The following is a 25,898-nucleotide window of genomic DNA, read 5'->3' on the forward strand; positions in this document are numbered from 1 at the left end:
GTAATATGCAAAAATAAATATTTATGGGATACTAGCTCAGTCGGTAGAGCACTTGACTTTTAATCAAGTTGTCGGGGGTTCGAATCCCCCGTGTCTCATTGCAGAGAGATCAATATACGGTTTGTATATTGATCTCTTTTAATTTACGCGAGCAACGAGCCAAAGTCCGTGCTTGCACGAGACCTTGGCGACTGCCGCGATAACTTGAGAAACTCGCGAAGCGTGTTTCTCATAGTTTTCCCAGGCACAAGAGAACCTATATCAGACCATTGTCTGCACAAGAATGATATGCTAAAATAATTCGTCGGAAACAAAAAATCAACGAAAGAGATTTAAAATCGAAATGGAAAGTAAAGTAAAAGAACTGCGTTACGCAATCGTACAGTCCATACCAGTCATGCTGGGATATCTTTTCCTGGGATTTGCCTTTGGACTGATGCTGAATGATGCAGGATACGGCTTCTGGTGGGCCTTTTTTATCAGCTTGTTTGTGTATGCGGGAAGCATGCAGTTTGTGTTGGTCACCTTGCTGACGGCGGGAGCAAGTCTGTGGTATACACTGATCATGACGTTGTTTGTCAATGGCAGACACATATTTTACGGACTTTCTTTTGTAGAAAATTTCAAAAAAATGGGTATAACATATCCTTATATGATCTTTTCCCTTACGGATGAGACGTTTTCTCTGTTATGTGATCTGAAAGTTCCTGAGGGAATGCGTGAGGAACGGGTCAGCTTCTACATTTCTCTGTTGGATCATTGCTATTGGATTCTGGGAAGCTGTGTAGGTGCACTGGCCGGAAGGGTCCTGCCAATCGACACTACGGGAATTGACTTTTCCATGACGGCATTATTCACAGTTATAGTAGTCAACCAGTGGATGGATACGAAAGAACATAAACCGGCAGTCATCGGAGGCGTTGTCGGAGTTCTGTGTTTACTGGTACTGGGCGCAGACACCTTTTTATTACCTGCATTGACCATTGCCGCAATCATATTATTAGGAGTTAAGAAAAAATGTTACATTCCGTCGCAATCATAGCAGTTGCAGCTATTGTTACTTTGATCATACGGGCAGTTCCTTTCGTGGCATTTGGTGGAAAGAGAGAGGTTCCGGAAACAGTCACATATCTGGGAAAAGTACTCCCGCCGGCCATTATGGTGATTCTTGTTATTTACTGTGTAAAAGGAATTAATCTGTTTACCGGCAGTCATGGATTTCCGGAATTGCTGTCTATTGCCGTGGTGGCATTGCTTCATATCTGGAAGAAAAATACGTTGCTGAGTATAGCTGTAGGGACCATACTTTATATGATATTAGTGCAAGTAGTATTCTAAAACAGTGTGAAAAGGCTTTTTTTCAGCCTTTTCACACTGTTTTTTTACGAAATTAAATGCTATAATGAGCGCAACAGAAATAAGATGAGGGAGAAACAGAAGATAAAATGGAAACCGATAACAAAGAATTAAAAGAAGAAACAACAAAGAAAGAGGCTGATAAGAAAGAAACGGAGAGCAAAGAGGAAACAAAACAGCCTGTGGAAGAGACAGCGGTACAGAAGAAAAAGAGCAAAAAATGGATTGGTATTGTAGCAGCTGTAGTTGCAGTAATTCTATTGGCATATGGTGGTGTGGCAATTTACTACCAGTCTCATTTCCTGAATCATACTTATATCAATAACAGTGATTGCAGTAATATGACGGCGACAGAGGTAGCGGCGATCATGGATCAGCAGTCACAGCAGTATAGTTTACAGATTCTGGGCAGAGATGAGAACGGTGTGCAGGAAGAGATCGGTACGATCACAGCATCTGAGATCGGAATGTACTGGGTGGATACTTTGAATGCGGCACAGGAGCTTTTGGACAGACAGAATGAATTCCTGTGGATTGAGATGCTGTGGAGTACGCAGAATCATGATGTAGTTCAGGGTGTGTCCTATGATGCAGACAAATTGCAGGAACAACTGGCACAGATGCCTGCACTGCAGAACAAAAATATGATTGCACCGGAAGATGCTTATATCAGTGAATATTCCGAGAAGAACAAGAATTATGAAATCATTCCGGAGACCATGGGAATAGAGTTGAACAACAACCTGGTAGAAGAAGTAGTATCCACAGCAATCATGCAGGGAGATACCACGGTAGATCTGGAGGAGCAGGGCTGTTATGAAACTGCCAAAATAACGGCAGAGGATGCAGCGCTGGTAAAAGCCTGTGATACCATGAATAAATGGGTCAGCGCACAGATCACCTATGACTGGAACGGCAATAAGGTTGTCGTAGACGGAGATACGATCCATGAGTGGATCCAGACGGATAACAAGGATCCCCAACTGGACGAGGAAGCAATCGAGGAATTCGTAGCAGAGCAGGCCAAAGAATACGATACCTATGGCAAAAAGAGAAAGTTTACCACAGTTCAGGGAATCGAGCTTACCTTGCCCAGCGGAGCTTACGGCTGGAAGACCGACCGCGAGGAAGAGGTCAAAGAACTGACAGCTTCTATTGAAAAGGGAGAAAACATCGACAAGGAACCGGTATACAGCAGCAAGGGAGCACAAAAGGGAAGTGACGATATCGGTAATTCCTACGTGGAAATTGATCTGACGAATCAGCATCTTTATCTGTTCCAGAATGGAAGCATTGTATTGGAGACAGATTTTGTATCCGGTAATATGAGCAAAGCGGGCTGCATGACCCCTCCCGGAGTGTTCGGACTGACCTATAAGACAAAAAATGCTGTATTACGCGGTGCGGATTATGAGACGCCGGTAAACTACTGGATGCCTTTTAACGGAAATGTCGGAATGCATGATGCTACCTGGAGAGGAAGCTTCGGTGGAACCATCTATCTGACATCAGGCTCTCACGGTTGTGTCAATCTGCCACTGAATATGGCGGCAGCTATTTATGAATATGTATCTACCGGTTTCCCGGTAGTATGCTATTACTATTAATGCGAATCAGTGTGACTATAGATGATGGGATATTGAGAAGGAAGGCAGTTCTATGAAACAGCGTTCAGCAAAAAAAGTGCAGAAGTGGAAAGAGAGATTTGAAAGAGAACGACAGTTAAGGCAGGAGATCTGGGCGGTAGCACCGGATATTCTGCGTTCTAAGAACTTTCGCTCCACACGTTCACATGTACAGCACGGTAACATGACAGTCAATGATCACAGTATGAATGTGGCAAAATATAGTCTTGCCATCAGCGAGAAGCTGCATATTCCCTGTGAAAAAAGGGATTTGATCCGTGGGGCATTATTGCATGATTACTTTCTGTACGACTGGCACACGCCGGATCATATCAGCCCCCATAAGCTTCATGGCTTTTATCATCCGGGAAGAGCGCTTCACAATGCACAGAAGGAATACCATCTCACTCCCAGAGAAAAAGATATTATAAAAAAACATATGTGGCCGCTAACAATCTCCGCAGTTCCCATGTGTCGTGAAGCCTGGATCGTCACCATGGCAGACAAATGGTGTTCGCTTATGGAGACATTTCATGTACATAAGGGACATGGAGCCCTGATCGAGAAGCTTCGGAAGATTGAAGAGGAGCAGGGAAAATAAAAGGGTGGAAACCCAAAACAGGAGAATGACGGAATTGGGTGAATTATACCGGAGATTAAAAGACTACAGTAAGACAGATTATTATCCTTATCATATGCCGGGACATAAGAGACTGCTTTGTGGAGAATTCCCCCGGGAGATCATGGATATCGACATCACGGAGATTGATGGATTTGATAATCTACATGCTCCAGAGGAAATCCTAAGACGATTACAGGACGAGGCAGCCGGACTGTACGGCGCAGACGAGAGCTTTTACCTTATCAACGGAAGTACCTGCGGGGTTCTGGCGGCAATCAGTGCGGCGGTTCCGAGGGGCGGGCGGATCCTTATGACCAGAGGAGCCCATAAATCTGCGTATCATGCGGTATATCTGAGAAATTTAACAGTTTCTTATCTGTATCCGGAAATGATGGAGGAGTATGATATTTATGATGCGGTAACTCCGGAACAGATCGCAGAGGCATTCAGCCGGGAGCCTGTTCCGGATGCGGTATTTCTGGTGTCACCCACTTATGAAGGCAGGATCGCAGATATAGAGACGATCGCAAAGCTGGTACATAGTAAAGGAATTCCTCTGATCGTGGATGAAGCCCATGGTGCTCATCTGGGACTGGCGGAAGGATTTGCGAAGAACAGCTGCCAGTGTGGCGCAGATCTGGTGATCCACAGTGTTCATAAGACTTTGCCGGCACTGACACAGAGCGCGTTGCTTCATGTCAACGGAAGACTGGTCGACAGAGAGCGTTTGCGCAGATTTTTGCATATTTATCAGTCCAGTAGTCCATCCTATGTACTAATGGCAGGAATTGACAATGCACTACAGCTGGTAAAGGAGCAGGGAGATTATCTGTTTGCCCGGTTGCAGGTGAATTATCTGAGAATGCTGACAGAACTGTCAGAATGCAGGAACCTTCATTTCTTGCCGCTGGATGCCAGACAGGATATCGGAAAACTGGTGATATTATCTTCAAAGGCAGGTTTGTCAGGACAGCAGATTTATGATATTCTATTAGAGGAGTACCACTTGCAGTTGGAAATGGCAGCTGCAGATCATTGTCTTGCGATGTTCACCATAGGAGACAGTGACGAGGCATACACAAGAATGACGGATGCATTGCTTGCCATCGATCGTGACATATCTGCGGGAAAGTGGCAGACGCAGCCACAGACGGAAGGCGGAGATTCCAGAGAGACATCTCTCTATCACATGCAGCCGGAAGTCAGTCTGTCTCTTGCGGATGCATGGGATGCCGAAAAAGAGGAGATTCCTCTGGCACAGGCTGCAGGCAGGATTGCAGGAGATTTTGTGAATCTGTATCCTCCCGGAATTCCGGTGCTGGTACCGGGAGAACAGATCGAAGAGATCCATTGCCGAAAGCTTGCGGAGTATTTCAGAAAGGGTCTGAAGGTACAGGGAGTCACCGAAAAAGACGAATATTGCATTACCGTAGTCAAAAATCAAAAAAAATAGCAGCAGAAAGGATTTAGCCTGTATGAGAAAAACCAAAATTATTTGCACCATCGGTCCGGCCAGTGAGAGCGAGGAGAAATTAAGAGAATTGATGCTTGCGGGCATGAACGTGGCACGTTTTAACTTTTCCCATGGAAGCCATAAGGAACAGCTGGTTAAATACAACAGAGTACTGAAAGTACGAAAAGAACTGGGATTGCCGGTAGCAACTCTGTTGGATACCAAAGGACCGGAGATTCGTTTGCGTGATTTTGAGGGCGGTAAGGTAGAGCTGGTATCCGGTCAGCAGTTTGTCCTGACAACGGAAGAAATCATGGGAACAGCGGAAAGAGCCACTATTTCCTACAAAAATCTGAAAAATGACATCAATGTCGGGACAACGATCCTGATCGATGACGGTCTGATCGAAATGACGGTAGAAGAGATCAAAGGAGAAGACATTGTATGTAAGGTCATAAACGGCGGTTTTGTATCGAATCATAAGGGTGTCAATGTACCGGGAGCGATTCTGTCCATGCCTTATATCAGTGAGGTGGATCTGGCAGATATTGTGTTTGGTGTAGAGCACGGATTTGACTTTATCGCAGCTTCCTTTGTCAGAACCAGGGAAGATATTCAGGAAGTGCGCAAGATCGTAGAGGACAGAGGCAGCAAGATCAAGATCATCGCCAAGATCGAGAACATGCAGGGTATTCAGAATCTGGAAGAGATCATTAACGTGGCAGATGGTATCATGGTAGCACGTGGTGACATGGGTGTCGAAATCCCTCTGGAAGAAGTACCTATTCTGCAGAAGAAGATGATCAAGATGGCAGTGGCACAGGGCAAGCATGTAATCACTGCGACCCAGATGCTGGAATCCATGATCAAGAATCCCCGTCCTACCAGAGCTGAGGCAACGGATATTGCCAATGCCATCTATGATGGAACGACAGCCATCATGCTGTCCGGCGAGAGTGCAGCCGGTCTGTACCCCGTAGAGGCAGTTAAGACCATGAGCCGTATCGCAGAGAGAGCGGAGCAGGATATTGACTACCGCGGAAGAATGCAGAAAGTTAAGGAAGACAGACAGGAAACTCCCGATATTACTACGGCAATCTCCTATGCGACCTGCAGCGTGGCTTCCGATCTGAATGCAGCAGCCATCATCACCGTAACCATGTCCGGATTTACTGCGAATATGATCGCGCGTTATAAGCCCGGATGCCAGATCATCGGCTGTACATTGGATGAGAAGGTATACCGCCAGTTAAATCTGCTGTGGGGTGTAAAACCTGTCATGATCCAGAAGGAGCGGACCACGGATGCTCTGTTCGAGGAAGCGGTATTCAAGGCAAAGCAGGCGGGTCTGGTGAAGACAGGTGACACAGTTGTCATTACTGCAGGTGTACCCCTGGGCGTGGTAGGTAAGACCGATATGATCCACGTGGTGGAAGTAGAATAAAAACGTACTGTGCAGGCAGGAAAAAAGCTGGGACAGTATCGGGAAAACGAGAATACAGATATGGGAAAAATCGTATATCTCATGGGGAAAAGCTCCTCAGGGAAAGATACTATTTTTAAAAAACTGATGAAAGAGGGCACGATGGATCTGAGGACTATCGTGCCTTATACGACACGACCGATCCGTGCCGGGGAAGAGAACGGTGTGGAATATTTTTTCACAGATGAGACCGGTTTTCAGACCCTGAGGGAACAGGGGAAGGTCATAGAGGACAGAGCTTATAATACGGTCTATGGCATCTGGCGGTATTTTACAGTGGATGACGGACAGATAGATTTGACCACGAAGAATTATCTCATGATCGGAACACTGGAAGCCTATGAGAAAATGATTGCTTATTTCGGAACAGAAGCTATTTTGCCGGTCTATATTGAGCTGGATGACGGTGTACGCCTGCAGCGGGCACTGGACAGGGAACTGCGACAGGAGAAGCCGAAGTACGAAGAGATGTGTCGCAGATTTCTGGCGGACAGCGCAGATTTCTCCGAAGAAAAGCTGGCGGCAGCAGGGATCCGGGACAGATTCGAGAATACAGATCTGACAAAATGTCTGAAAGATATTACAAAGTACTTAAAAGAAGCCGGAATATAGCCGAAATACTGATAACAGAGAAGAAAAATGCCGGAATATAGCCGGTAAACAAAGGAAAAGAGGTGGGCGTATGGAAATGAGAGTAAATCAGATACAGCAGCCGGCTCCCGTGGAGCAGGTACAGAACACAGCGCCCACGGACGGCAGCTTCAAATTCATGCTGGCGAGCCATGTGGAGGAAGCAGAACTTCAGGAGCGACTGACGAACCTGATGGCGGAGATCACCACAGAGGGCGAAAAGCTAGCAAAGAAACGGGATGTGAAGGATATGCGACATTACCGTGGGCTGGTCAAGGAATTTCTCAATGAAGTGGTGACCAGATCCCATTCTTTTTCCAGAGAGAACTTCCTGGATCGGAGAGGCCGGCACCGTGTGTATGGCATTATCCGGCTGGTGGATGAGAATCTGGATCAGCTGGCACAGGAACTGATGAAGGATGAAAAAGACAATCTGGCGATCCTGAACAAGATCGGGGAGATCCGGGGACTGTTATTGGATATTTTTACTTGATCCTGCAAAATTTTATTTGCGCTAATGGCCAGAAGGAAGTACGATAGAAGCAGAGCAGATGATTAACGGTGTACAGACATAGCATAAGATAACAGACAGGGGGAATACCAATGGCAACATTTCATGACATCATAGGTCAGGAACAGATTAAAGAGCATTTACAGAACGCCATTTCGGCGAAGAAGATTTCCCATGCTTATATCATCAACGGTGAAAAATCCTCCGGCAAAGAATTTATTGCCAGAGTATTTGCCATGACCCTGCAGTGTGAAAAGGGCGGAACCGAGCCTTGTCAGGAATGCCATTCCTGTAAGCAGGCGCTGTCGGACAACCAGCCGGATATTATCTATGTCAGCCATGAGAAGCCGAATACCATCAGCGTAGATGATATTCGTGCGCAGATCAACAATGATATCGCCATCAAGCCATACAGCAGTCCCTATAAGATCTATATTATGAACGAGGCAGAGAAGATGACGCCCCAGGCGCAGAATGCAATCTTGAAAACGCTGGAGGAGCCGCCCGAGTATGCAGTGATCATGCTGTTGACTTCTAATGTGAATTCTCTGCTGCCGACGATCCTCAGTCGTTGTGTGGTACTGAACATGAAGCCGGTAGCCGATGAACTGGTGCGTAATTATCTCATGCATCAGCTGCAGGTGCCGGATTATAAAGCGGAGGTCTGTGTGGCATTTGCCAGAGGTAATATCGGCAAGGCGAAATCCCTGGCGTCTAGTGAGGACTTCGATAACATTAAGAATGAAGCATTGTCATTGTTAAAATATATCCAGGATATGGACCTGAGCGAGATCACCGCAGCGATCAAGAAGATCACGGAATATAAGCTGCAGATCAATGATTACCTGGATCTCATCGCGATCTGGTACCGGGATGTGCTCCTGTTCAAAGCGACCAGTGATGTGAACCATCTCGTCTTCCGGGAGGAGATCAGTGCCATCCGCCGTGTCGCACAGCGCAGCAGTTATGAGGGAATCGAGGAAGTCATCGAAGCACTGGACAAGGCGAAGAGGCGCTTGGATGCTAACGTAAACTTTGATCTGACCATGGAACTGTTAATGCTGGAGATCAAGGAGAACGGTTAACAGAAAGACAGGAATAAGTAGAAAGTGAAATTTACGCTTCACTTTCTATTTTTTTGAAAAAAATGACCGGTTGAAATCTCAGGACACTTTCCCGAAAAGCTATTTGCTATCTGTTGCGATTCGGATCTGGAAAAAACGGAACCGGAAAATAAACCGCAGAAACAGCATTGCAGCCGGAAAATACGAAATCGTCTACGGTGTCTATCCGAACTGGAATAAGTACGGAGCGGAGGAACTTTGGCAGATGGCGGCGGATGCCAGTGCGGCACACCTGGAGAGCTAATTTACCGGAATTAAATTGCGGTGTTTGCTTCTCAGCATGTGCCGTCGGTCAATGCGGCATCGGGGAAAAATCATAAATTCCCTTTATTTAACGAACGAATATTTTCTGCCTTCATAAAAACTTCAGCATATTCACAATTCATAAGAATGCCATTGGTTCTTGCTTTAAGTCGATAATATTCTACAATTGGCATAAAAGGGCAATTTTGTACACTTTGCTCCTGCTCAAGTGCCTTTTGCCATAGAGAAAAACCTTCGCTTATGTCAAAAAAGGTTTGCGGCCGGAAGGAACTACAATCTTCCCAGTTTTCTGTGTAATAAAATGCTGGTACGTTGTAAGCTGGATACTCACATTTGATGGCTGGTAAGGATGCATAAAAAACAGCATTATTAACAATAGTATGGCAAGCCATATGATCTTTGTGTGTGCTTTGATAATGGGTTATTAAAATCTGCGGTTTCAGCTTGCGGATCAAGGCACAAAGGTCAAGGCATAAGGAATCTGTTGGAACAAGGAAACCATCAGGAATATCATATATTGTGCTTTGACCATGTAATTCAGTAACAAAAGAAGTAGCCTCACGCCTTTTCATTTCTATAAATTTGTCTAAATCATCTGTGGCACTGGCACTTTTTTCACTTGTAGTTAAGGAAATAATAACCGGAGTCCAATTTTGCATTGCACAGGTAGATAAAAGTCCCCCGGCAGTTAATTCCATATCTCCAACATGTGCTCCAATAGCTAAAATAACAGGGGAAGTAGGTTTATTCATGATGAACCTCCTTGCTGATTATTTTTTCAAAGAAATCTGTGGGAATTGGTAATTCCATAGCTATTAGACAATTAACAATATCACGCAGTGACTGTACACCAATAACCGGCACAGAAGGATATGGTAATTGATAAATGTATGCCAGAACAATTTGGGTAAGATCCCAGCCGGTTTCTTTGGCAAGCTTTTTAATAGCGGTAAGTCGTTCCCTTGACTTATTGTTATCAAATAATTCCCGACAGGATCGATACTGCGGCGCAGTTTGAAAGTCTGTCCGGTCTGCAAGTGAAAAATAACCTCTGGCTGCTGCTGTATAAGCAAATAACGGGAATTGATTATTTGTGTGTAATTGTTCCAGTTCAGAAGAAATATATGTCATTCCATCATATAAAACAGCGGGCATGTTGGGATACGCAACATTCTTCATAGTTTGATGTGCTGTAAAGCCGGTGATTTTTTTATCATCAGCGTAACGCATAGCTTCACGAATGCGCTCTGCACTCCAGTTAGAGCATCCAAAATAGCGAATTTTCCCCTCTTTTTTGAATTGATTCATAATTTCAAGTATTTCACCCGCAGGAACAGCAGGATCATCAACATGAACCCAGTAATAGTCCAGATAGTCCGTATGAAGATTGGATAGGCTGTTTTCCAAATCATGGCGCAGACACTCGGAATTAATTCGGGGGATGGATTTATCCCAAGGATTTAATGCGCCACCTTTACTATCCAGAATAAAGTGGTGCCGGTTGTGCCTTTCGGAAAAATATCTTCCCAACCACAATTCATTTACCGGAAGTCTTTGCTCAAACCATCGACCGTATACATTTGCAGTATCTAAAAATGTGCCACCAAGTTCCAGATATGCATCTACCAGATAATAATTGTGTGTGTCGGTGTAATCACTGCCGGCTGGAGCAAAACTTGCAGCTATTCTTGGTATAGTGATATTTGTTTCAGGAATGTGTATATGTTTCATTGTTGTACCTCACTTTCATATTCAGGGTATGAATAGAGGAAATTACCGATGAAGTTAATATTTTTTACGATAGTTAACAGGTGTCGTATTTGTAATTTGTTTAAATGAAGCTGTAAAATGAGATAGATTAATATAACCTAAACGTTGTGCAATTTCACTTACACTCAAATTTGTGGTGCGTAATAGCATTTTGGCGTAATCAATCTTCTTTTCCTTAATATATTGAGAGACAGATAATCCAAATTCTTTTTTGAAAAGACGATCAAGATAATCTGGGTTCATATGTATATAGTCCGCAACGGTATTTCGGCAGATTTCCTGTTCCAAATGCTCTTTAATGTAATTTTGCACTACATAAACAAGCGAACTGTTTTTGGGTAATAAGCTCTCATTAACTTCAGCAAATTCAAAAATATTTTGTGGACCATGTAGATCTAATTGGAGCATATCTTTCATCTCACCCAGCAACACGGGGATTTTGGCACTATATCCGGTGACACATAGCAGTGGAAGGCTATTTTTTACGAGGGATGTATACATATTTTTAATCTGTTGTTTTACTTCCTCAATATATTGTACCTTGCAAGGAAACAGGATAAAAATGTTTTGGAGCTGGTAGCTAAAGACAACAGCATGTGGACTAAATGTTTGTACTTCTGTGTAAATTTGTTTTTGAACGTTATATCGTAAATCTGCAACTTGTTGAATATTATTACATTGCTGGCGGTCAATAATAAAAAGTACCGGATAATAGAGTATATCCAACATGGTCTGAGACGGTAAGATATACTCATGACCGGAAATATAGGAGAAAAGCATATCGTGCCATAAACTTTCTTTCTGCAAATATTGGTTTAAATAAAGATCCTTATCTGGATGATGGAGTTTGTCAATACATTTTTCAATAGATGCAGTTATTTGTTGTGGTGTTATGGGTTTTAGAATATAATCCAGGCAGCCAAGCCGTATTGCTTCCTGGGCATATTGAAATACACTGTAATTAGTCACAAAGACACAACCTGTTTGCGGATAATTAGCCCGAATCCAGGAAAGCAAGGCTAATCCATTTGTTTGGGGCATTTCGATATCACACATAACTAAGTCAATCATGGGCTCATTTAAAAAATATCTTTTTGCATCTTCTGCGCTATAAGCAAGGAGTATTTTTTCAATATTTAATGATTCTATGGAAATAGAACGAGCTAATGTTTGAATGATTATTGGTTCATCGTCGACCATAAGCAATATCATAAGCAAAATCCTTTCTAAAGTTCAATTGGAATCTTTACTTCTGCACAGGCTCCGCCGGTCTTCGGATTACACAGGTGAATAAATGCATTACCGTCATAAAAATAGTAGAACCTGCTCAAAAGATTTTTCAAGCCAATATGTTCGTTTCCAATGGAAAAAGGCGGTGTATAATTTTCAATATCTTGCAAAAGTGAATCAGGGAAGCCGACCCCATTGTCCTTTATCGTAAGTATAAGGTAATAAGAAGCATCCTCTTGCTGAAGCATGGCAGATACATTTAGTTTTAGGAGCTTGAGCTGTTCATGTGCATATTTTATTGAATTTTCCAAAAAAGTCAATATGGTAAGCGGAGGAATCATACAGTCAGTCAATGAATCGGGAATATTGAAATATACCTGTGGCTTTTGCGCTTTTTGAACTTGCTGTATGGAAATATAATGCGAGCATTGTTCCAGTTCTTTTCTTAAAGGAATGAGGGATGAACTGCTTTTAAATACAGCCCGGAAATATTCCATAAATTCTAAGGTGAGAGACTGTAACTGCAAGTTTTCTTCATTTATGGACAGAAAATAAATGGTATTTAATGTATTTATAAAAAAATGAGGGCTTAATTGAAGCTGCAGACATTGTAAATCCAGTTGAGTTCGCTGCAGTTCTTTTTCATAAAGTTCAATTTTCATGGTCTGTATTCTATGAATCATGGTGTTAAAAGAAGCTGCCATATGATCCATCTCCATGCTTCCCATATTTTCAGTCAGTTCGGAAGAAAAGTCATTATCCCGTATACTATCCATATGTTCGATAAATATAAGGATTGGGTTTAATATATTTCTTTGTAAATATGTATTTGCTATTGGAATTAAAGATAGCAAACATAGTGAGAAAAAGGTCGTAAACCAACATAAGACAATAATAATATAATTCTGCAATGGAATATCAGCAGATAAAAATACTGAAAAATCTCCGGTGGATGAATCAGCTGTAATTTGAAAATGCTGTAAGAGAAAAAAATCAAGCAGACTATCTTTGGCTGTAAAAGTACCGGTTGGTGCAATTGTTACAGCTGTGTTGGAAAAACTGTAATTTTCTAACTTCTGAATCATGGTATCTGTCGGTACACAGACCCCAAGATAAGTGCTATTACATTTAAATAAGCGCAACAAAAACTGTTGATCTTGGAGTGTTATTAATGTCCAGGAAGCATTCAGGGACTGTTCAGGATTTTTCAACATTTCGCAAAGAGTCTCTTTTGCCTGATAACTACCATGCGACACATATTCTGAAGAAGGGATGATGACCATTTCGTTGTTTTCAGAATGAAACATGAATAAATAGGCAATTTCCTGGCAAAGATCAATTTTTGAATTAAGATTTTGGTATAAGTGAATTTTTTCCAATGCGTAATCTTTGCCAGCATAATCAAAAGCAATACTTTGAAAGGCTGGATCCTCTGTTCCGTTTTTTATGAGAAAGAACGAAATCGTACTCAAACGAGAATCAATATCGTCTAAAAAATAATTAACCATATTTTCAGTAGATATTTTTGTTTGCCGATAGGTGGAAAACATAAAGAAAGAATTGGTTATGATTAAAAGAATATTTAGTGGAACTACAAAAAGAAAAATAAATTTGTTTACAGTCTGCTTTAAGGTTCCTTTCATAATCGTTTCTTCCTCATTTCTAAAATTTCTAAAGTTTGGTATTTTTGACATGTAGCACTATATATTATATAGCATATTTAAAATAATATTTGTACATAATGTCAAAAATTGGATAAAAAAAGTCGAAAATAGGGCAGATATGACGAAAGAAAGTATGATAGATTATGTGCACAGGGTATGAAAGAGGTTTAAAAATCTATTATAAAGAAAAGGAGAAGATTAATGAAAAAAAGAAAAAAATATGTAGCTATTATGTGTGCTGCCTTGTTGGCATTTTCGTCGTTGCTGCAAGGCTGCGGAAAAACAGAAACGGAATCTAAAAATTCAACCAAAGAAGTGTTGTCAGAATCATCGGAGCAACAAAGCACAGAACCGGACAAGATAACATTTGCATTTTTCTGCAATTTATTCATTCCGGAAGATATGGACATGATTGAAGAGGCCTTAAATGAACAGACTCGTAAAAAGATTAATGTAGAGGTAGAACTCGTGCCATTAAGCCTTGGTACTTATAACCAGCAAATAAACCTAATGGTTTCTGGTAATGAAAAGTTAGATTTATATATTATGTTTGGTGGTGATTTCAGTTCTGCGATTAATCAGAATAAGCTTCTGCCGATTGCACAGGATACACTACAGGAATATGCACCTGGGGTAGTCAATGCTTTAGGAGATTATCTGAAAGCATCAACAGTTGGGGACGAAATATACGGTCTGCCGGTAAATAAAGATATGGCACAGGCAAGAGGAATTTCTTTGAACAAAGAGATTCTGGAGAAATATGACCTGGTAGAAATGGGAGAAAATATTTCCAATACAGATGATCTGGCGGAATTATTTGCAATTGTTTCTGAGAAGGAACCGGGCATGGTTATGACGTCTTCTCAGGATAATGGAAAAAGTATACTGGAATCCGGATTTGCTTCATTTGATAAGATGGGCGATTACTATGGGGTTCTGATGAATTGCGGCGAGAATGACTATCAGTTGGTAAATTTGTATGAAACCGAATGGTATAAAGATACGCTGAATTATATTCGTGATTGGTACAATAAGGGCTGGATTTTAAGTGACGGTTCTATCAACCCGGATACGGGTATGGGCTTATATAAGTCAGGAAGACTATTCTCTTACATGGGAGATAAAAAGCCGGGCGGCTATGTAGATGTACAGAATTCAACAGGGGTTCCTACCCTGGATGCGCGTTTGTCGCAGGCCGTTGCTACAACGGATTCCATTAATGGAGTTGTTATGGCTATTCCTATTACATGTGAAGATGAGATCCCTGTATTAAAGTTTCTGAATTTGCTGTATTCAGATCCGGATGTGCTTAATATTATTGATTGGGGTATTGAGGGTGTACATTATGAACGTGTGAAAGGTACCAACACTTTAATTACTTACCCGGAAGGTGTTACCTCTGAAAATGATGGATATGGGCTTAACCAGGGATGGTCGTTTGGTAATCAGCTGATTTCTTATGCATGGGAAACAGTAGAAAATGATAATTATTATGATGAGATGAAGGCTTTCAATGAAAATGCAATTCAGTCGCAGGCAATTGGTTTTATATTTGATTCCTCTTCAGTTAAGTCAGAAATTGCTGCTTTGGATAGTGTATTAGCAGAATATCGACTTGGTTTGGAAAATGGTGAATTAGATCCGGAAGAATATTTGCCTAAATTTATACAGGCTCTGCGTGAGGCTGGTATTGAAAAGGTGATTGCAGAGAAACAGAGACAGTTGGACAGTTGGGTGGCTGAGAAGTAAGCAGTATGGAAGCAAGACACGGTTTATTGTGATTTTGTCAGTATCGACATCTGTTAATAAAATAAACCGTGTCTTATTGTCTCTAAATTAGGAAGGTGATTTATTGATGAAAAAGCAAAAACTGAAAAAAATGAAACGGCAGCTGCCATTATATTTAATGGCTTTACCGGGAATTTTATATTTATTGATAAATAACTATTTACCAATGACTGGGCTTGTGGTTGCATTTAAAGAATTTAATTATAGAGATGGTATTTGGGGAAGTCCGTGGAATGGTGTTAACAATTTTAAATATTTATTCAGCACTTCAACTTCATTGATTATTACCAGAAATACACTTCTTTATAATTTAGCATTTATAGTTTTGAATACACTGGTTGCACTTACAATAGCTATACTGCTGAATGAAATTCGTAACAGCATACACATTAAATTTTTCCAGACAGTCATATTACTTCCATATCTTTTATCAATTATTATTGTGGGATATCTGGTTTATGCTTTTCTGGGAAATGATCTTGGATTTGTCAATACACAAATTCTTACCAAACTGGGAATAGATACCATTGAGTGGTATAGTCAACCGAAGTATTGGCCTTTTATTCTTTTATTTGTAAATACATTAAAGAATTTTGGATTTCTTGCAATTATTTATTATGCAAGTGTCATTTCAATTGGCAAAGATTATTATGAGGCAGCAGAATTAGATGGTGCGGGAAAGATGAAGCAAATCTGGTATATTACCCTTCCATTTCTAAAACCCACAATTATTATGATGGTTTTGCTTGCTGTTGGCAAAGTGTTCTATTCGGATTTCGGATTGTTTTATCAGGTTCCGCAGAACTCCGGAGCACTGTTTAGCGTGACAAACACAATTGATACCTATGTGTATCGATCTCTCATTCAGCTGGGTGATGTGGGAATGGCATCAGCAGCAGGAGTATATCAATCAATTGTTGGATTTATTCTGGTGTTTTTAACTAACCTTCTGGTTCGGAAAATTAGTCCTTCAAATGCTTTGTTCTAAAGGAGTGGAGTTATGAGGAAACAAAAAGAACGAAATAGTATAGTGATTATTGTGGCATATGTCGTGCTAGGAATCATTTCATTTATGTGCATTGCTCCTGTGGTTTTGATGGCAGTGGCATCCTTAACAGATAATGATGTTTTGAATTTATACGGATATACATATTTTCCCCAAAAATGGAGTTTAGAAGCGTATGAATTTCTGATTAAACAGGGAACGGTAATTTCGAAATCCTTTCTAAATTCAGTTTTAGTTACTTTTATGGGGACTGCTTTAGGGATAATGGTAACCGTACTTTTGGCATATACCATTTCACGTAAAGAACTGGTTGGACGAAAGCTGATCATGCTTTTTGTTTTTTTTACAATGTTATTTAATGGTGGAATGGTACCAACATATTTGATGTATACACAAATCTTCCATATTAAAAATACAATGTGGGCATTACTCTTTCCCCATTTATTGGTGAATGGTTTTAATGTATTACTGGTAAGAACATTTTTTAATGAAAACATTCCGGAAGTGCTGTTGGAAGCGGCGCGTATTGATGGAGCGGGAGAAATATCTATTTTTCGAAATGTTGTACTGCCGATATCAAAACCTATTTTAGCTACTATAGGACTTCTGGTTGGAGTTGGCTATTGGAATGACTGGTATAATGGATTGCTGTTTGTTACGGATGTTAATTATTATACCTTACAAAATTTTTTAAATAAAATAATGACAGACCTACAGTTCCTTTCACAGAATATGTCAGCTACATCAGATGTTAATTCCATTATAGCGAATGTGCCGTCAGGAACGGTTAGGATGGCAATGGCATTTATCGGTGCATTACCGGTTATCATTGTTTTTCCGTTTTTTCAGAAGTACTTCACAAAAGGTATTACAGTAGGTGCGGTAAAGGAATAGAGAGATATGACAAATAATAGAGACCTTTTTAATTACACGGCTAATTTAATATTGAGAGCAAAACCAGACTTTGAGTATGCAAGAGAACCTCTTTTGAGGCGCATGCCAAACGGTGATTTAGTATGTGTCTGCTTAAGTGGAGGTAAGACAGAACCGGCGAATCAAAATCTGGTAATTATCAGCCGAAGCAAAGATGATGGCTGTACATGGAGTGCACCGGAAATAATTTTTCAACATAGTGAACGTGCCGTGTGGGCAACAGAACTGTTTTGCCACGACAATACAGTGTGCCTCTTTTTGATGACTTATTATGCTCCGTCAAGATATAGAGAACTGATTTTATATCGTTCTTTTAGCACTGATAACGGAGAAACCTGGTCAGAGCCACAGTCTCTTCCGAATGGAATTATAAGTGGAAGTGTCAGACAAGGAATTGTGCTTAGTAATGGATCATGGGTATTCCCGATATATTGGCAGGAATGTTGTGGAGCATGGGATTGGAAACTCCATTCCGTACCAAATGATGGCATTGATGAAAAGTGGCCATTTCGATGTGGCGTGCTACGAACAGAAGACAATGGGAAAAGCTTTCACATAGAAGGATACTTGAAGGTGCAGACATCGCTTTGGGAAAATAATATTGCGGAGTATGAAAACGGTAAGCTGGTTATGCTTATGAGGGCAGAATTCACGGGATATCTTTATCGTTCTTTTAGTGATGATTATGGGAAAACATGGAGCAAACCGGAAAAAACAGATATTCCAAATCCAGCATCAAAAATTACCTTGCTGAAATCAGGAAATAACATATTATTAATACATAATCCTACCATGTGTCAGGAATTTTGCGACTGGAACAAAAGAAAACCATTGGAAATGTGGGTAAGTAGTGATGGAACAAGGACATGGAATAAAAAAATCCCATTGACAAAGGTTGATGAACCGTTCTTTTATCCGCATGGATTTGTGGATTCGCAAAAGAATTTGATTTATATTGCCTGTGAGAACTCTCAGGAACATTTTTTGTTAAAAATACCTATTAACGAAATAGAAGGTTAGCCTTGAACTTTTATAAAACGTAATTTAAAAGGAAATACTTCTCTTAAAGAGTTCTTCTGCCAGACTTTAGGAGAAGTATTCTTTTATTTATTTCAAACGATTATCTAATAAGGTAGAGTTAGTGATATGAAAAAGATGAAGTATTATACTGAGATTTGAGAGTTAAATACCTTGACATTTCCGCTATTTCGGTATTATCATATCAAGGTAAAGGCAATGAACGTGCACAGTAAGATTCTATTTTCCTGACAGAGAGGGAAGCCCACCGGCTGAAAAGCTTCCTGAGGTTCAAGCAGAATCGAAATTCCCACGCGAGCCGCATACCGGAAGAATTCGAGAGCAGAGAGCATGGATTTGGTAGGGTATGACGTTTCCTCACTCGTTACGTGAGTTAAGAGTCTTATCGTGAATGTAAAAATAATTTTCATTTTTCACATAAGGAATTTGGGTGGTACCGCGGATATAAATTCGTCCCAATGGGGTGAAGTTATATGCGCGGTTTTCTTGTATATAAATTTCCCCAGGCACAAGTAAAAATACGTGTGAATCATTCACACAGAAATGAGGAGTAAGATGGCAGATTTAAACGAATTGAATGAAAAAGTCGAACAGATCAAAGCCGACATCCGGGAACAGCTGGAGAAGATCGAGAACACCAAGGGTGTCTACGAGTACAAAAAGACCATTCTCGACAAGAACGGTATTATCGGCGGACTGATGAAGCAGATGGGTTCCGTGCCCAAGGAAGAGAAGGCTGACTTCGGTAAGAAGGTCAACGAACTGAAGAACTGGGCAAGCGAGCATTTCGATGAGCTGAACACGAAGTTAAAAGAAAAAGAGATGGAGCTGCGCTACGAGAGTGAGAAGATCGATATCTCCATGCCGGCAAAGAGCCGCAAGACCGGTAATCTGCATCCCGTAACCCAGGTGCGTAACCAGTTGATCGATATCTTCGCGTCCATGGGCTTCAGCGTATACGAAGGTACCGAGATCGAGACCGATTATTACAACTTTACCGCACTGAATACCCCGCAGGATCACCCCGCAAGAGACATGCAGGATACCTTCTACCTGTCTCCGGAATTCCTGCTTAGAACCCAGACCTCCGCAGGTCAGGTTCACGTGATGGAGAATCAGAAGCCTCCCATTAAGATCTTAAGCCCCGGTAAAGTATTCCGTTCCGATGATGATGCGACCCATTCTCCCATGTTTACCCAGATGGAAGGTCTCGTAGTGGACAAGACCATCACTCTGTGTGACCTGAAGGGTATGCTGGAAGTACTGGTACAGAAGATCTTCGGTGAAGGTACCACCACGAGACTGCGTCCTTCTTACTTCCCGTTCACCGAGCCTTCCGTAGAGGTTGATGTCAGCTGCTTCGCCTGTGGTGGCTGCGGCTGCCGTCTGTGCAAGGGTACCGGCTGGATCGAAGTACTGGGTGCAGGTATTGTAAATAAGAAAGTGCTGGAGAACTGCGGCATTGACTCCGAGGAGTACAGCGGACTGGCATTCGGTATCGGTATTGAGCGTCTGGCAATGTTAAAGTACGGTATTAACAATATCAAACTGTTATATCAATCTGATATGCGTGTACTGGATCAGATCAATGATGACTAAGATCACAGGAATATGATTTTAAAACAGTAACGATGCAAGGAACATTACGAGAGGATGTCGTACAAGACGGCATCGAAGGAGGTAAAAGATATGTTAGTACCACTTAGTTGGTTAAAAGAATATGTGGATATAGATGTAGAAGCCAAAGAACTGGAAGAGAAGCTGTTCTCCTGCGGTTTTGAGGTAGAGGAATCCTACGAAGTAGGTAAGGACATCAGCGGCGTGGTAGTCGGACTGGTAGAAGAGTGTGAGCCCATCCCTGAGACCCACTTACATGTATGTAAGGTAAATGTAGGCGGCGCAGAGCCCCTGCAGATCTGCTGTGGTGCAGACAACGTACATGTAGGCGGCAAATACCCCGTAGCACTGGAAGGTGCGCAGGTATACGCTACCGCAAAAGATCATGTGACCATCGAAGGCACCATGAAGATTAAAAAAGGCAAGCTGCGTGGCTATGAGTCCTGCGGTATGCTGTGTTCCGGTACCGAGCTGGGACTGAATGAGGATCTGTACCCCGGTGCAGGCTACAACGGACTGCTGGTACTGCCGGACGACGCCGAGATCGGTGCAGATGTAAAGCCTCTGTTACAGTTGGATGACTGGATCTTTGACATTGCCATTACCGCCAACAGACCGGACTGCGAGAGTATCTTCGGTATTGCCAGAGAAGTAGCTGCTATCCTGAATAAACCTGTAAAAACTCCGGCACTGGACTACACCGAGAGCGGCATCACGAAGGACGGATTCACCGTGACCGTGGATGCTCCGGATCTGTGCCCCAGATATATTGCACATTATGTAACCGATGTAAAGATCGGGGAATCTCCCGCATGGATGAAACGGAGACTGGCACTGGTCGGTATCGGTTCTATCTCCAATGTGGTAGATATCACGAACTACATTTTAAAAGAACTGGGTCAGCCCATGCATGCTTTTGACTCTTCTTATATCGAGGGCAATGCGATTCATGTAAGACGTGCGCATGACAAAGAAAAGATCATGACGCTGGATGAAAAAGAGTTTGAATTAAACGAAAACAACCTCGTTATCTGCGATGGCGTAAAGCCCGTAGCTTTAGCAGGTATCATGGGCGGTTTAAATTCCGAGATCCGCGATACGACAGAGGCTGTTATCTTCGAGTCCGCAAAATTTGCAAGAGACAATATCCGTAAGAGCTCCAGAGCACTGGGACAGTCTTCCGATTCTTCCCAGAGATATGCCAAAGGCGTGGATGAGTATGCTACCGTTATGGCAAGCAAGAGAGCACTGCATCTGATCGAGGAACTGGGCTGTGGTAAAGTATCTTCTACCCACGTAGAGGTAAACACCGGCAACTCCATTGAACCCACCGAGATGAAGGCAAGCATCAAGAAGGTGAACGGCGTACTGGGTATCGAAGTACCTACCGCTGACATCGAGAGAATCTTAAAGTCTCTGAACTTCCAGCCCGTAATTAACGGTGACGAACTGACCATTCAGGTACCCGCATATCGTGAAGATATGGAATCCTATCCCGATATTGCAGAGGAAGTGATCCGTATGTACGGTTACGACCATGTAACACCGACCTTCCTCGCGGCAGCAGCTGTAACCAGCGGCGGCATGAATACCAAACAGAAGACCGAGCTTAAGATCAAGAGAGCACTGTGTGCACAGGGCGCATTTGAGGGTGTACATTATTCCTTCTTCTCTCCTTCCGATCTGAATCTGTTAGGCCTGCCTGAGGATGCACCGGAGAGAAAGGCCATCCGTCTGATCAACCCGATCAACGAGGATCTGTCCCTGATGCGTACCACTCTGGCTCCCCAGATGATCCATGCCATTGCCCGTAACCAGAAGAACGGTTGTCTGGAAGGCAGAGTATATGAGATCGGCAATAAATTCATCCCTAAGGATCTGCCTCTGACCGAGTATCCCGATGAGAGAGAGACCATCTGCATCGGTATCTGGGGTAAGGAAGAGAATTTCTTCACCCTGAAAGGTCTGGTAGACACGGTAGCAGAGACACTGTTCATTGATTTCGAATATGTAGAGGACAAGAAGACCTTCCTGCATCCTTATCGTACTGCAAAGATTCTGTACAACGGCGAAGAGATCGGCTACCTGGGTCAGCTGACCTACGAGATTCAGAAGGAAGAAGATATGCGTGAATCCGCATACATCGCAGAGATCGATCTGAAAGCCCTGCGTCCCGTATACGGCAAGGTTCCTACCTTCGCACCGATCTCCAGGTTCGCCAAGGAGACCAGAGACCTGGCACTGGTAATGAGCAAGTCCGTTACCTGTGGCGAGGTAGAGAAGGCCATCGCGGAAGCCAGCAGCTTCGTGGAGTCCGTAGAACTCTTCGATGTCTATGAGGGATTACAGGTGGGACCCGAGAAGAAGTCCATGGCCTTCACCGTAACCTTTGCCCCGAAGGAGGAAGAATTCACCACAGAGGCAGTGGACGGCTACGTGAAGAAGATTCTCAAGAACCTGAACAATAAGCTGGGTGTGGAACTCAGATCCTAAAGCGGTAAGCGATAGAAGAAATAGAGTAGTCATTTTCGAAAAGATATGATAAAATAGCAGTTGCAGGTGCATTTCGCACAGGCAGCTGCTATTTTGCGATGGGGTGCTGAATAGCTACGTTATTTTAATTTATTAGAAGATGCCAACGGCATCAGTGAGGTAGATAGATATGACAAAAGTAATCGGTGTAAGATTTCGTACAGCGGGCAAGGTATATTTCTTCGATCCGCTGCAGCTTGAGATAAAGAGAGGCGACCACGTGATCGTGGAGACCGCCAGAGGTATTGAGTTCGGCACGGTCGTTGCGGGAGTGCATGAAGTGGAGGATGACAAGGTAATCCAGCCGCTGAAGCCTGTGATGCGGATCGCCGGAGAGAGAGATATCGAGCAGGAGGCTGCCAACAAAGAAAAAGAAAAGGAAGCCTTCAAGATCTGTAAGGAGAAGATTTTAAAGCACGGTCTGGAAATGAAGCTGATCGATGCGGAGTATACGTTTGATAACAATAAGGTATTATTCTATTTTACAGCAGACGGACGTATCGACTTCCGTGAACTGGTAAAGGATCTGGCAAGTGTGTTCAAGACCCGTATCGAGCTGCGTCAGATTGGTGTCCGTGATGAGACAAAGATCCGCGGTGGTATCGGCATCTGTGGAAGGCCTCTGTGCTGCCACAGCTATCTGTCGGATTTCGTACCGGTATCCATCAAGATGGCGAAGGAGCAGAATCTGTCCCTGAATCCGACGAAGATCTCCGGAGTCTGCGGCAGACTGATGTGCTGTCTGAAAAATGAGGAAGACACTTACGAGGAACTGAACCGCAAGCTTCCCAGTGTGGGTGACTATGTCCAGACGGCAGACGGACTGCACGGCGAGGTACAGAGCGTCAACGTACTGCGCCAGCTGGTCAAGGTGCTGGTAGAAGTCGGCGACGAGAAGGAACTGAAGGAGTACGCGGCAGACACGTTACAATTCAAGAGACGCCGCGGCAAAAAGGGCGGTCAGGAACTGTCTAAGGAAGAACAGAAGGAACTCGAGAAGTTAGAGGAGATCGAGGAGAAGGAAGAAGCGGAAGAACGCGCAGAAAAACGTGCGGAGCAGCGTCAGGACCGCAGAGAGCAGAGAACTGACGGAGAGAATCGTGGTGACAACCGTGGAGAAAACCGCAGACGCGACGGACGCAGGGACGACAACCGCAGAAATAATAACCGCGGGGAAAATAACCGTAACGGCGAGAATCAGAACCGCAATGACAACCGTGGTGGTGACAATGGCAACAAAAGTGAGAACCGCAGGGATAATAATCGAGGTGACAGACGCCGCGAGAACCGTCCCCAGAACCGTCCGGACCAGGTAAGGGACAATGCACAGAGAGCAGATCAGTTCCGTCCCGCCAGCCAGACACAACAGGAAGGTGGTAACGGTCAGGAAGGCGAGCGCAGAACTCAGAGGGACAATTCCTTCCGCAGACGACCGAGACACGGCGGCAGAAGAGACGGCAACAACGGTAATAACGGTAACGGAAGAAAACCGGAGAACACGAATGAAGGTTGAACTGAGGGATAAAGAACGAATTGATGACCTTCAGCGGAACGGTTATCAGATCATACAGAATCGGGAGAAATTTTGTTTCGGTATGGATGCGGTGCTTCTGACAGGATTTGCCCATGCCAGAGAAAGGGATACGATGCTTGACCTTGGCACAGGCACCGGGATCATCCCGCTTCTGATGGAGGCAAAATACCACTGTTCTCATCTCACCGGACTGGAAATCCAGGAGGAGAGCGCAGATATGGCGAGACGCAGCGTGGCACTGAATGACCTGCAGAATCGCATTGACATCGTGACAGGAGACATCAAGGAAGCAGACCAGATTTTCCCGGCTGCTTCCTTTGACTGTATTACCTGCAATCCTCCGTATATGATCGGACAGCATGGATTGACGAACCCGGAGGAACCAAAAGCAATCGCCAGACACGAAGTGCTCTGCACGCTGGAGGATGTGGTCAGCAGGACAGCAAAACTGTTAAAGCCCGGCGGACATTTTTACATGGTACATCGCCCTTTTCGGCTGGCGGAGATCATGACCATGCTGGTAAAATACAAGCTGGAGCCGAAACGGATGCAGCTGGTATATCCCTATATCGACAAGGAGCCCAATATGGTGCTCATCGAGGCGGTGCGAGGCGGCAGATCACGCATGACCGTGGAAAAGCCACTGATCGTGTACCAGGCGCCGGGAGTATATATGCCGGAAATATATGATATATATGGATATTAGATAGTTAAGATATTGTAACTATTCAGCACACCACCCACCGTATAATTATGTCAAATGTTCTTACGAATGCGAGCATTCGCCATACATAGTGACATGATATCATGGCTTTGAATAGTTGTAGACTACTATGATTTGGAAAGGAGGCAGGAGCTCATGCCCGGAACTTTATATTTGTGTGCGACGCCTATCGGAAATCTGGGTGATATGACACCGCGGGTGGTGGAGACCCTGCAGACGGTGGATGTGATCGCGGCGGAGGATACCCGTAACAGTATCAAGCTGCTGAATCATTTCGACATCCACACACCTATGACCAGTTACCACGAGTACAATAAAGTAGAAAAAGCGCACCAGCTGGTAGGACAGCTGTTAAACGGACAGAACATTGCGTTGATCACTGATGCCGGTACCCCGGCGATCTCCGATCCTGGTGAAGTACTGGTGCGGATGTGCCAGGAGCAGAGCGTTCCCGTCACTTCTCTGCCGGGTCCGGCAGCATGCATTACGGCGCTGACTTTGTCGGGACTCAGTACGAGAAGGTTTTGCTTTGAAGGATTTCTGCCTGCAGATAAAAAGGAAAAGAAAATGATCCTGGAGGAACTGAAGACCGAGAGCCGTACCATAATCCTCTATGAAGCTCCCCATCATCTGATCCGGACACTGGAGGAACTGTATGCGGCACTGGGGGAGCGGCGGATCACGTTGTGCCGTGAACTGACCAAGAAGTTCGAGACCGTATTCCCCACCACTTTGGAAAAGGCGTTGGATTACTACAAGACAGAGGAGCCCCGCGGGGAATATGTCCTGGTAGTGGAAGGGAAAAGTCCGGAAGAGAAACGACAGGAAGAGATCGCATCCTGGGAATCCATGAGCATTGAAGAACATATGGCTTATTACGAAGAGCAGGGCATGGATAATAAATCCGCCATGAAGCAGGTGGCAAAAGACAGGGGTGTCGGAAAACGGGAAATCTATCAGTACTTGCATGGCAACTCATGAAACAGTGAAAATA

Annotated in this window: 22 protein-coding genes, 1 tRNA gene, 1 pseudogene and 1 other annotated feature; of the genes and pseudogenes, 20 read left to right on the forward strand and 4 right to left on the reverse strand. The window is 43.4% G+C overall.

All coding sequences use genetic code 11. The features are described 5' to 3' along the window. The first annotated feature begins 25 nt into the window (after window positions 1-25). The 11 genes from DW835_RS09805 (at window position 26) to DW835_RS09855 (ending at window position 9,048) form a co-directional block, all read left to right on the forward strand. Window positions 26-98: transfer RNA gene (locus tag DW835_RS09805), tRNA-Lys, on the forward strand. Between the two features lie 245 nt (window positions 99-343). After that, window positions 344-1,042 (forward strand): AzlC family ABC transporter permease, encoded by a 699-nt coding sequence (locus DW835_RS09810; protein WP_118731062.1) that lies wholly within the window; start codon window positions 344-346, stop codon window positions 1,040-1,042. Further along, complete coding sequence (locus DW835_RS09815; RefSeq protein ID WP_022312593.1) at window positions 1,018-1,338, forward strand: AzlD domain-containing protein; 321 nt, start codon at window positions 1,018-1,020, stop codon at window positions 1,336-1,338. Before DW835_RS09810 ends, DW835_RS09815 begins: the two co-directional genes overlap by 25 nt. A gap of 107 nt (window positions 1,339-1,445) precedes the next feature. Further along, a complete protein-coding gene (locus tag DW835_RS09820) occupies window positions 1,446-2,963 on the forward strand; it encodes a peptidoglycan binding domain-containing protein (protein WP_118538578.1) in 1,518 nt (505 codons plus the stop codon). A 52-nt stretch (window positions 2,964-3,015) separates the two neighbouring features. Next, window positions 3,016-3,582 (forward strand): phosphohydrolase, encoded by a 567-nt coding sequence (locus tag DW835_RS09825; RefSeq protein WP_182430293.1) that lies wholly within the window; start codon window positions 3,016-3,018, stop codon window positions 3,580-3,582. A 34-nt stretch (window positions 3,583-3,616) separates the two neighbouring features. Continuing rightward, complete coding sequence (locus DW835_RS09830) at window positions 3,617-5,056, forward strand: PLP-dependent transferase (protein ID WP_182430294.1); 1,440 nt, start codon at window positions 3,617-3,619, stop codon at window positions 5,054-5,056. Between the two features lie 22 nt (window positions 5,057-5,078). After that, a complete protein-coding gene (gene pyk, locus DW835_RS09835; protein ID WP_118731064.1) occupies window positions 5,079-6,500 on the forward strand; it encodes a pyruvate kinase in 1,422 nt (473 codons plus the stop codon). Window positions 6,501-6,560: 60 nt separating this feature from the next. Further along, complete coding sequence (locus DW835_RS09840; RefSeq protein WP_118731072.1) at window positions 6,561-7,151, forward strand: guanylate kinase; 591 nt, start codon at window positions 6,561-6,563, stop codon at window positions 7,149-7,151. A 70-nt stretch (window positions 7,152-7,221) separates the two neighbouring features. Then, entirely contained in the window at window positions 7,222-7,662 is a 441-nt protein-coding gene (locus tag DW835_RS09845; protein ID WP_117466062.1) for a YaaR family protein, read from the forward strand. A 110-nt stretch (window positions 7,663-7,772) separates the two neighbouring features. After that, on the forward strand, window positions 7,773-8,765 hold the full coding sequence (locus DW835_RS09850) for a DNA polymerase III subunit delta' C-terminal domain-containing protein (protein ID WP_117466061.1): 993 nt from the start codon (window positions 7,773-7,775) through the stop codon (window positions 8,763-8,765). Window positions 8,766-8,835: 70 nt separating this feature from the next. After that, a complete protein-coding gene (locus DW835_RS09855; RefSeq protein WP_118731065.1) occupies window positions 8,836-9,048 on the forward strand; it encodes a hypothetical protein in 213 nt (70 codons plus the stop codon). A gap of 70 nt (window positions 9,049-9,118) precedes the next feature. Here the strand turns inward: DW835_RS09855 and DW835_RS09860 are convergent, their stop codons facing one another. The 4 genes from DW835_RS09860 to DW835_RS09875 are packed head-to-tail and all read right to left on the reverse strand — an operon-like array spanning window position 9,119 to window position 13,711. Beyond that, entirely contained in the window at window positions 9,119-9,820 is a 702-nt protein-coding gene (locus DW835_RS09860; protein ID WP_118668862.1) for a PIG-L family deacetylase, read from the reverse strand. Then, window positions 9,813-10,799 (reverse strand): aldo/keto reductase, encoded by a 987-nt coding sequence (locus tag DW835_RS09865; protein ID WP_117466058.1) that lies wholly within the window; start codon window positions 10,797-10,799, stop codon window positions 9,813-9,815. The genes DW835_RS09860 and DW835_RS09865 overlap by 8 nt, the downstream gene beginning before the upstream one ends. Window positions 10,800-10,853: 54 nt before the next feature. Then, window positions 10,854-12,038, reverse strand: coding sequence for a helix-turn-helix domain-containing protein (locus DW835_RS09870; RefSeq protein WP_182430295.1), 1,185 nt, complete (start codon window positions 12,036-12,038; stop codon window positions 10,854-10,856). A 26-nt stretch (window positions 12,039-12,064) separates the two neighbouring features. Then, window positions 12,065-13,711, reverse strand: coding sequence for a histidine kinase (locus DW835_RS09875; protein WP_181968689.1), 1,647 nt, complete (start codon window positions 13,709-13,711; stop codon window positions 12,065-12,067). A 222-nt stretch (window positions 13,712-13,933) separates the two neighbouring features. Here DW835_RS09875 and DW835_RS09880 point away from each other — a divergent pair, with 222 nt between their 5' ends. From DW835_RS09880 to rsmI, 9 genes and pseudogenes are all read left to right on the forward strand, one after another. After that, window positions 13,934-15,481 carry an ABC transporter substrate-binding protein gene (locus DW835_RS09880; protein WP_118731067.1) on the forward strand — a complete coding sequence of 516 codons (1,548 nt, stop codon included), beginning with the start codon at window positions 13,934-13,936 and terminating at the stop codon, window positions 15,479-15,481. A 106-nt stretch (window positions 15,482-15,587) separates the two neighbouring features. Beyond that, the gene (locus tag DW835_RS09885) at window positions 15,588-16,508 is read left to right on the forward strand and encodes an ABC transporter permease subunit (RefSeq protein WP_207665421.1); all 921 of its coding nucleotides are present in this window, start codon (window positions 15,588-15,590) and stop codon (window positions 16,506-16,508) included. A 12-nt stretch (window positions 16,509-16,520) separates the two neighbouring features. Next, entirely contained in the window at window positions 16,521-17,420 is a 900-nt protein-coding gene (locus DW835_RS09890) for a carbohydrate ABC transporter permease (RefSeq protein ID WP_118731068.1), read from the forward strand. Window positions 17,421-17,426: 6 nt separating this feature from the next. Further along, window positions 17,427-18,479 (forward strand): sialidase family protein, encoded by a 1,053-nt coding sequence (locus tag DW835_RS09895; RefSeq protein ID WP_118731069.1) that lies wholly within the window; start codon window positions 17,427-17,429, stop codon window positions 18,477-18,479. A gap of 207 nt (window positions 18,480-18,686) precedes the next feature. Further along, window positions 18,687-18,958 (forward strand) — a binding site (T-box leader). Window positions 18,959-19,052: 94 nt separating this feature from the next. After that, window positions 19,053-20,096, forward strand: coding sequence for a phenylalanine--tRNA ligase subunit alpha (locus DW835_RS09900; RefSeq protein WP_347559370.1), 1,044 nt, complete (start codon window positions 19,053-19,055; stop codon window positions 20,094-20,096). A gap of 90 nt (window positions 20,097-20,186) precedes the next feature. Continuing rightward, complete coding sequence (pheT, locus tag DW835_RS09905) at window positions 20,187-22,607, forward strand: phenylalanine--tRNA ligase subunit beta (RefSeq protein WP_118731070.1); 2,421 nt, start codon at window positions 20,187-20,189, stop codon at window positions 22,605-22,607. Between the two features lie 169 nt (window positions 22,608-22,776). Further along, a pseudogene (locus DW835_RS18630) lies at window positions 22,777-23,682 on the forward strand (stage 0 sporulation family protein); the annotation flags it as partial. 466 nt (window positions 23,683-24,148) lie between these two features. Continuing rightward, window positions 24,149-24,886, forward strand: a complete 738-nt coding sequence (locus DW835_RS09915) for a tRNA1(Val) (adenine(37)-N6)-methyltransferase (protein WP_118538587.1) — start codon at window positions 24,149-24,151, stop codon at window positions 24,884-24,886. A 153-nt stretch (window positions 24,887-25,039) separates the two neighbouring features. Continuing rightward, the gene (rsmI, locus tag DW835_RS09920; RefSeq protein WP_118668856.1) at window positions 25,040-25,885 is read left to right on the forward strand and encodes a 16S rRNA (cytidine(1402)-2'-O)-methyltransferase; all 846 of its coding nucleotides are present in this window, start codon (window positions 25,040-25,042) and stop codon (window positions 25,883-25,885) included. Window positions 25,886-25,898: the final 13 nt, after the last annotated feature.

It is taken from the genome of Clostridium sp. AM34-9AC, from assembly GCF_003480225.1.
GTDB classification, from domain to species: Bacteria; Bacillota; Clostridia; order Lachnospirales; family Lachnospiraceae; genus Acetatifactor; species Acetatifactor acetigignens.

Bases quoted from the DNA above. Each gene is read 5' to 3' on its own strand.
- DW835_RS09810 (WP_118731062.1), top strand. From the start codon at position 344: ATGGAAAGTAAAGTAAAAGAACTGCGTTACGCAATCGTACAGTCCATA.
- DW835_RS09815 (WP_022312593.1), top strand. From the start codon at position 1,018: ATGTTACATTCCGTCGCAATCATAGCAGTTGCAGCTATTGTTACTTTG.
- DW835_RS09820 (WP_118538578.1), top strand. From the start codon at position 1,446: ATGGAAACCGATAACAAAGAATTAAAAGAAGAAACAACAAAGAAAGAG.
- DW835_RS09825 (WP_182430293.1), top strand. From the start codon at position 3,016: ATGAAACAGCGTTCAGCAAAAAAAGTGCAGAAGTGGAAAGAGAGATTT.
- pyk (WP_118731064.1), top strand. From the start codon at position 5,079: ATGAGAAAAACCAAAATTATTTGCACCATCGGTCCGGCCAGTGAGAGC.
- DW835_RS09840 (WP_118731072.1), top strand. From the start codon at position 6,561: ATGGGAAAAATCGTATATCTCATGGGGAAAAGCTCCTCAGGGAAAGAT.
- DW835_RS09845 (WP_117466062.1), top strand. From the start codon at position 7,222: ATGGAAATGAGAGTAAATCAGATACAGCAGCCGGCTCCCGTGGAGCAG.
- DW835_RS09850 (WP_117466061.1), top strand. From the start codon at position 7,773: ATGGCAACATTTCATGACATCATAGGTCAGGAACAGATTAAAGAGCAT.
- DW835_RS09860 (WP_118668862.1), bottom strand. From the start codon at position 9,820: ATGAATAAACCTACTTCCCCTGTTATTTTAGCTATTGGAGCACATGTT.
- DW835_RS09865 (WP_117466058.1), bottom strand. From the start codon at position 10,799: ATGAAACATATACACATTCCTGAAACAAATATCACTATACCAAGAATA.
- DW835_RS09870 (WP_182430295.1), bottom strand. From the start codon at position 12,038: ATGGTCGACGATGAACCAATAATCATTCAAACATTAGCTCGTTCTATT.
- DW835_RS09875 (WP_181968689.1), bottom strand. From the start codon at position 13,711: ATGAAAGGAACCTTAAAGCAGACTGTAAACAAATTTATTTTTCTTTTT.
- DW835_RS09880 (WP_118731067.1), top strand. From the start codon at position 13,934: ATGAAAAAAAGAAAAAAATATGTAGCTATTATGTGTGCTGCCTTGTTG.
- DW835_RS09885 (WP_207665421.1), top strand. From the start codon at position 15,588: ATGAAAAAGCAAAAACTGAAAAAAATGAAACGGCAGCTGCCATTATAT.
- DW835_RS09890 (WP_118731068.1), top strand. From the start codon at position 16,521: ATGAGGAAACAAAAAGAACGAAATAGTATAGTGATTATTGTGGCATAT.
- DW835_RS09895 (WP_118731069.1), top strand. From the start codon at position 17,427: ATGACAAATAATAGAGACCTTTTTAATTACACGGCTAATTTAATATTG.
- DW835_RS09900 (WP_347559370.1), top strand. From the start codon at position 19,053: ATGGCAGATTTAAACGAATTGAATGAAAAAGTCGAACAGATCAAAGCC.
- pheT (WP_118731070.1), top strand. From the start codon at position 20,187: ATGTTAGTACCACTTAGTTGGTTAAAAGAATATGTGGATATAGATGTA.
- DW835_RS09915 (WP_118538587.1), top strand. From the start codon at position 24,149: ATGAAGGTTGAACTGAGGGATAAAGAACGAATTGATGACCTTCAGCGG.
- rsmI (WP_118668856.1), top strand. From the start codon at position 25,040: ATGCCCGGAACTTTATATTTGTGTGCGACGCCTATCGGAAATCTGGGT.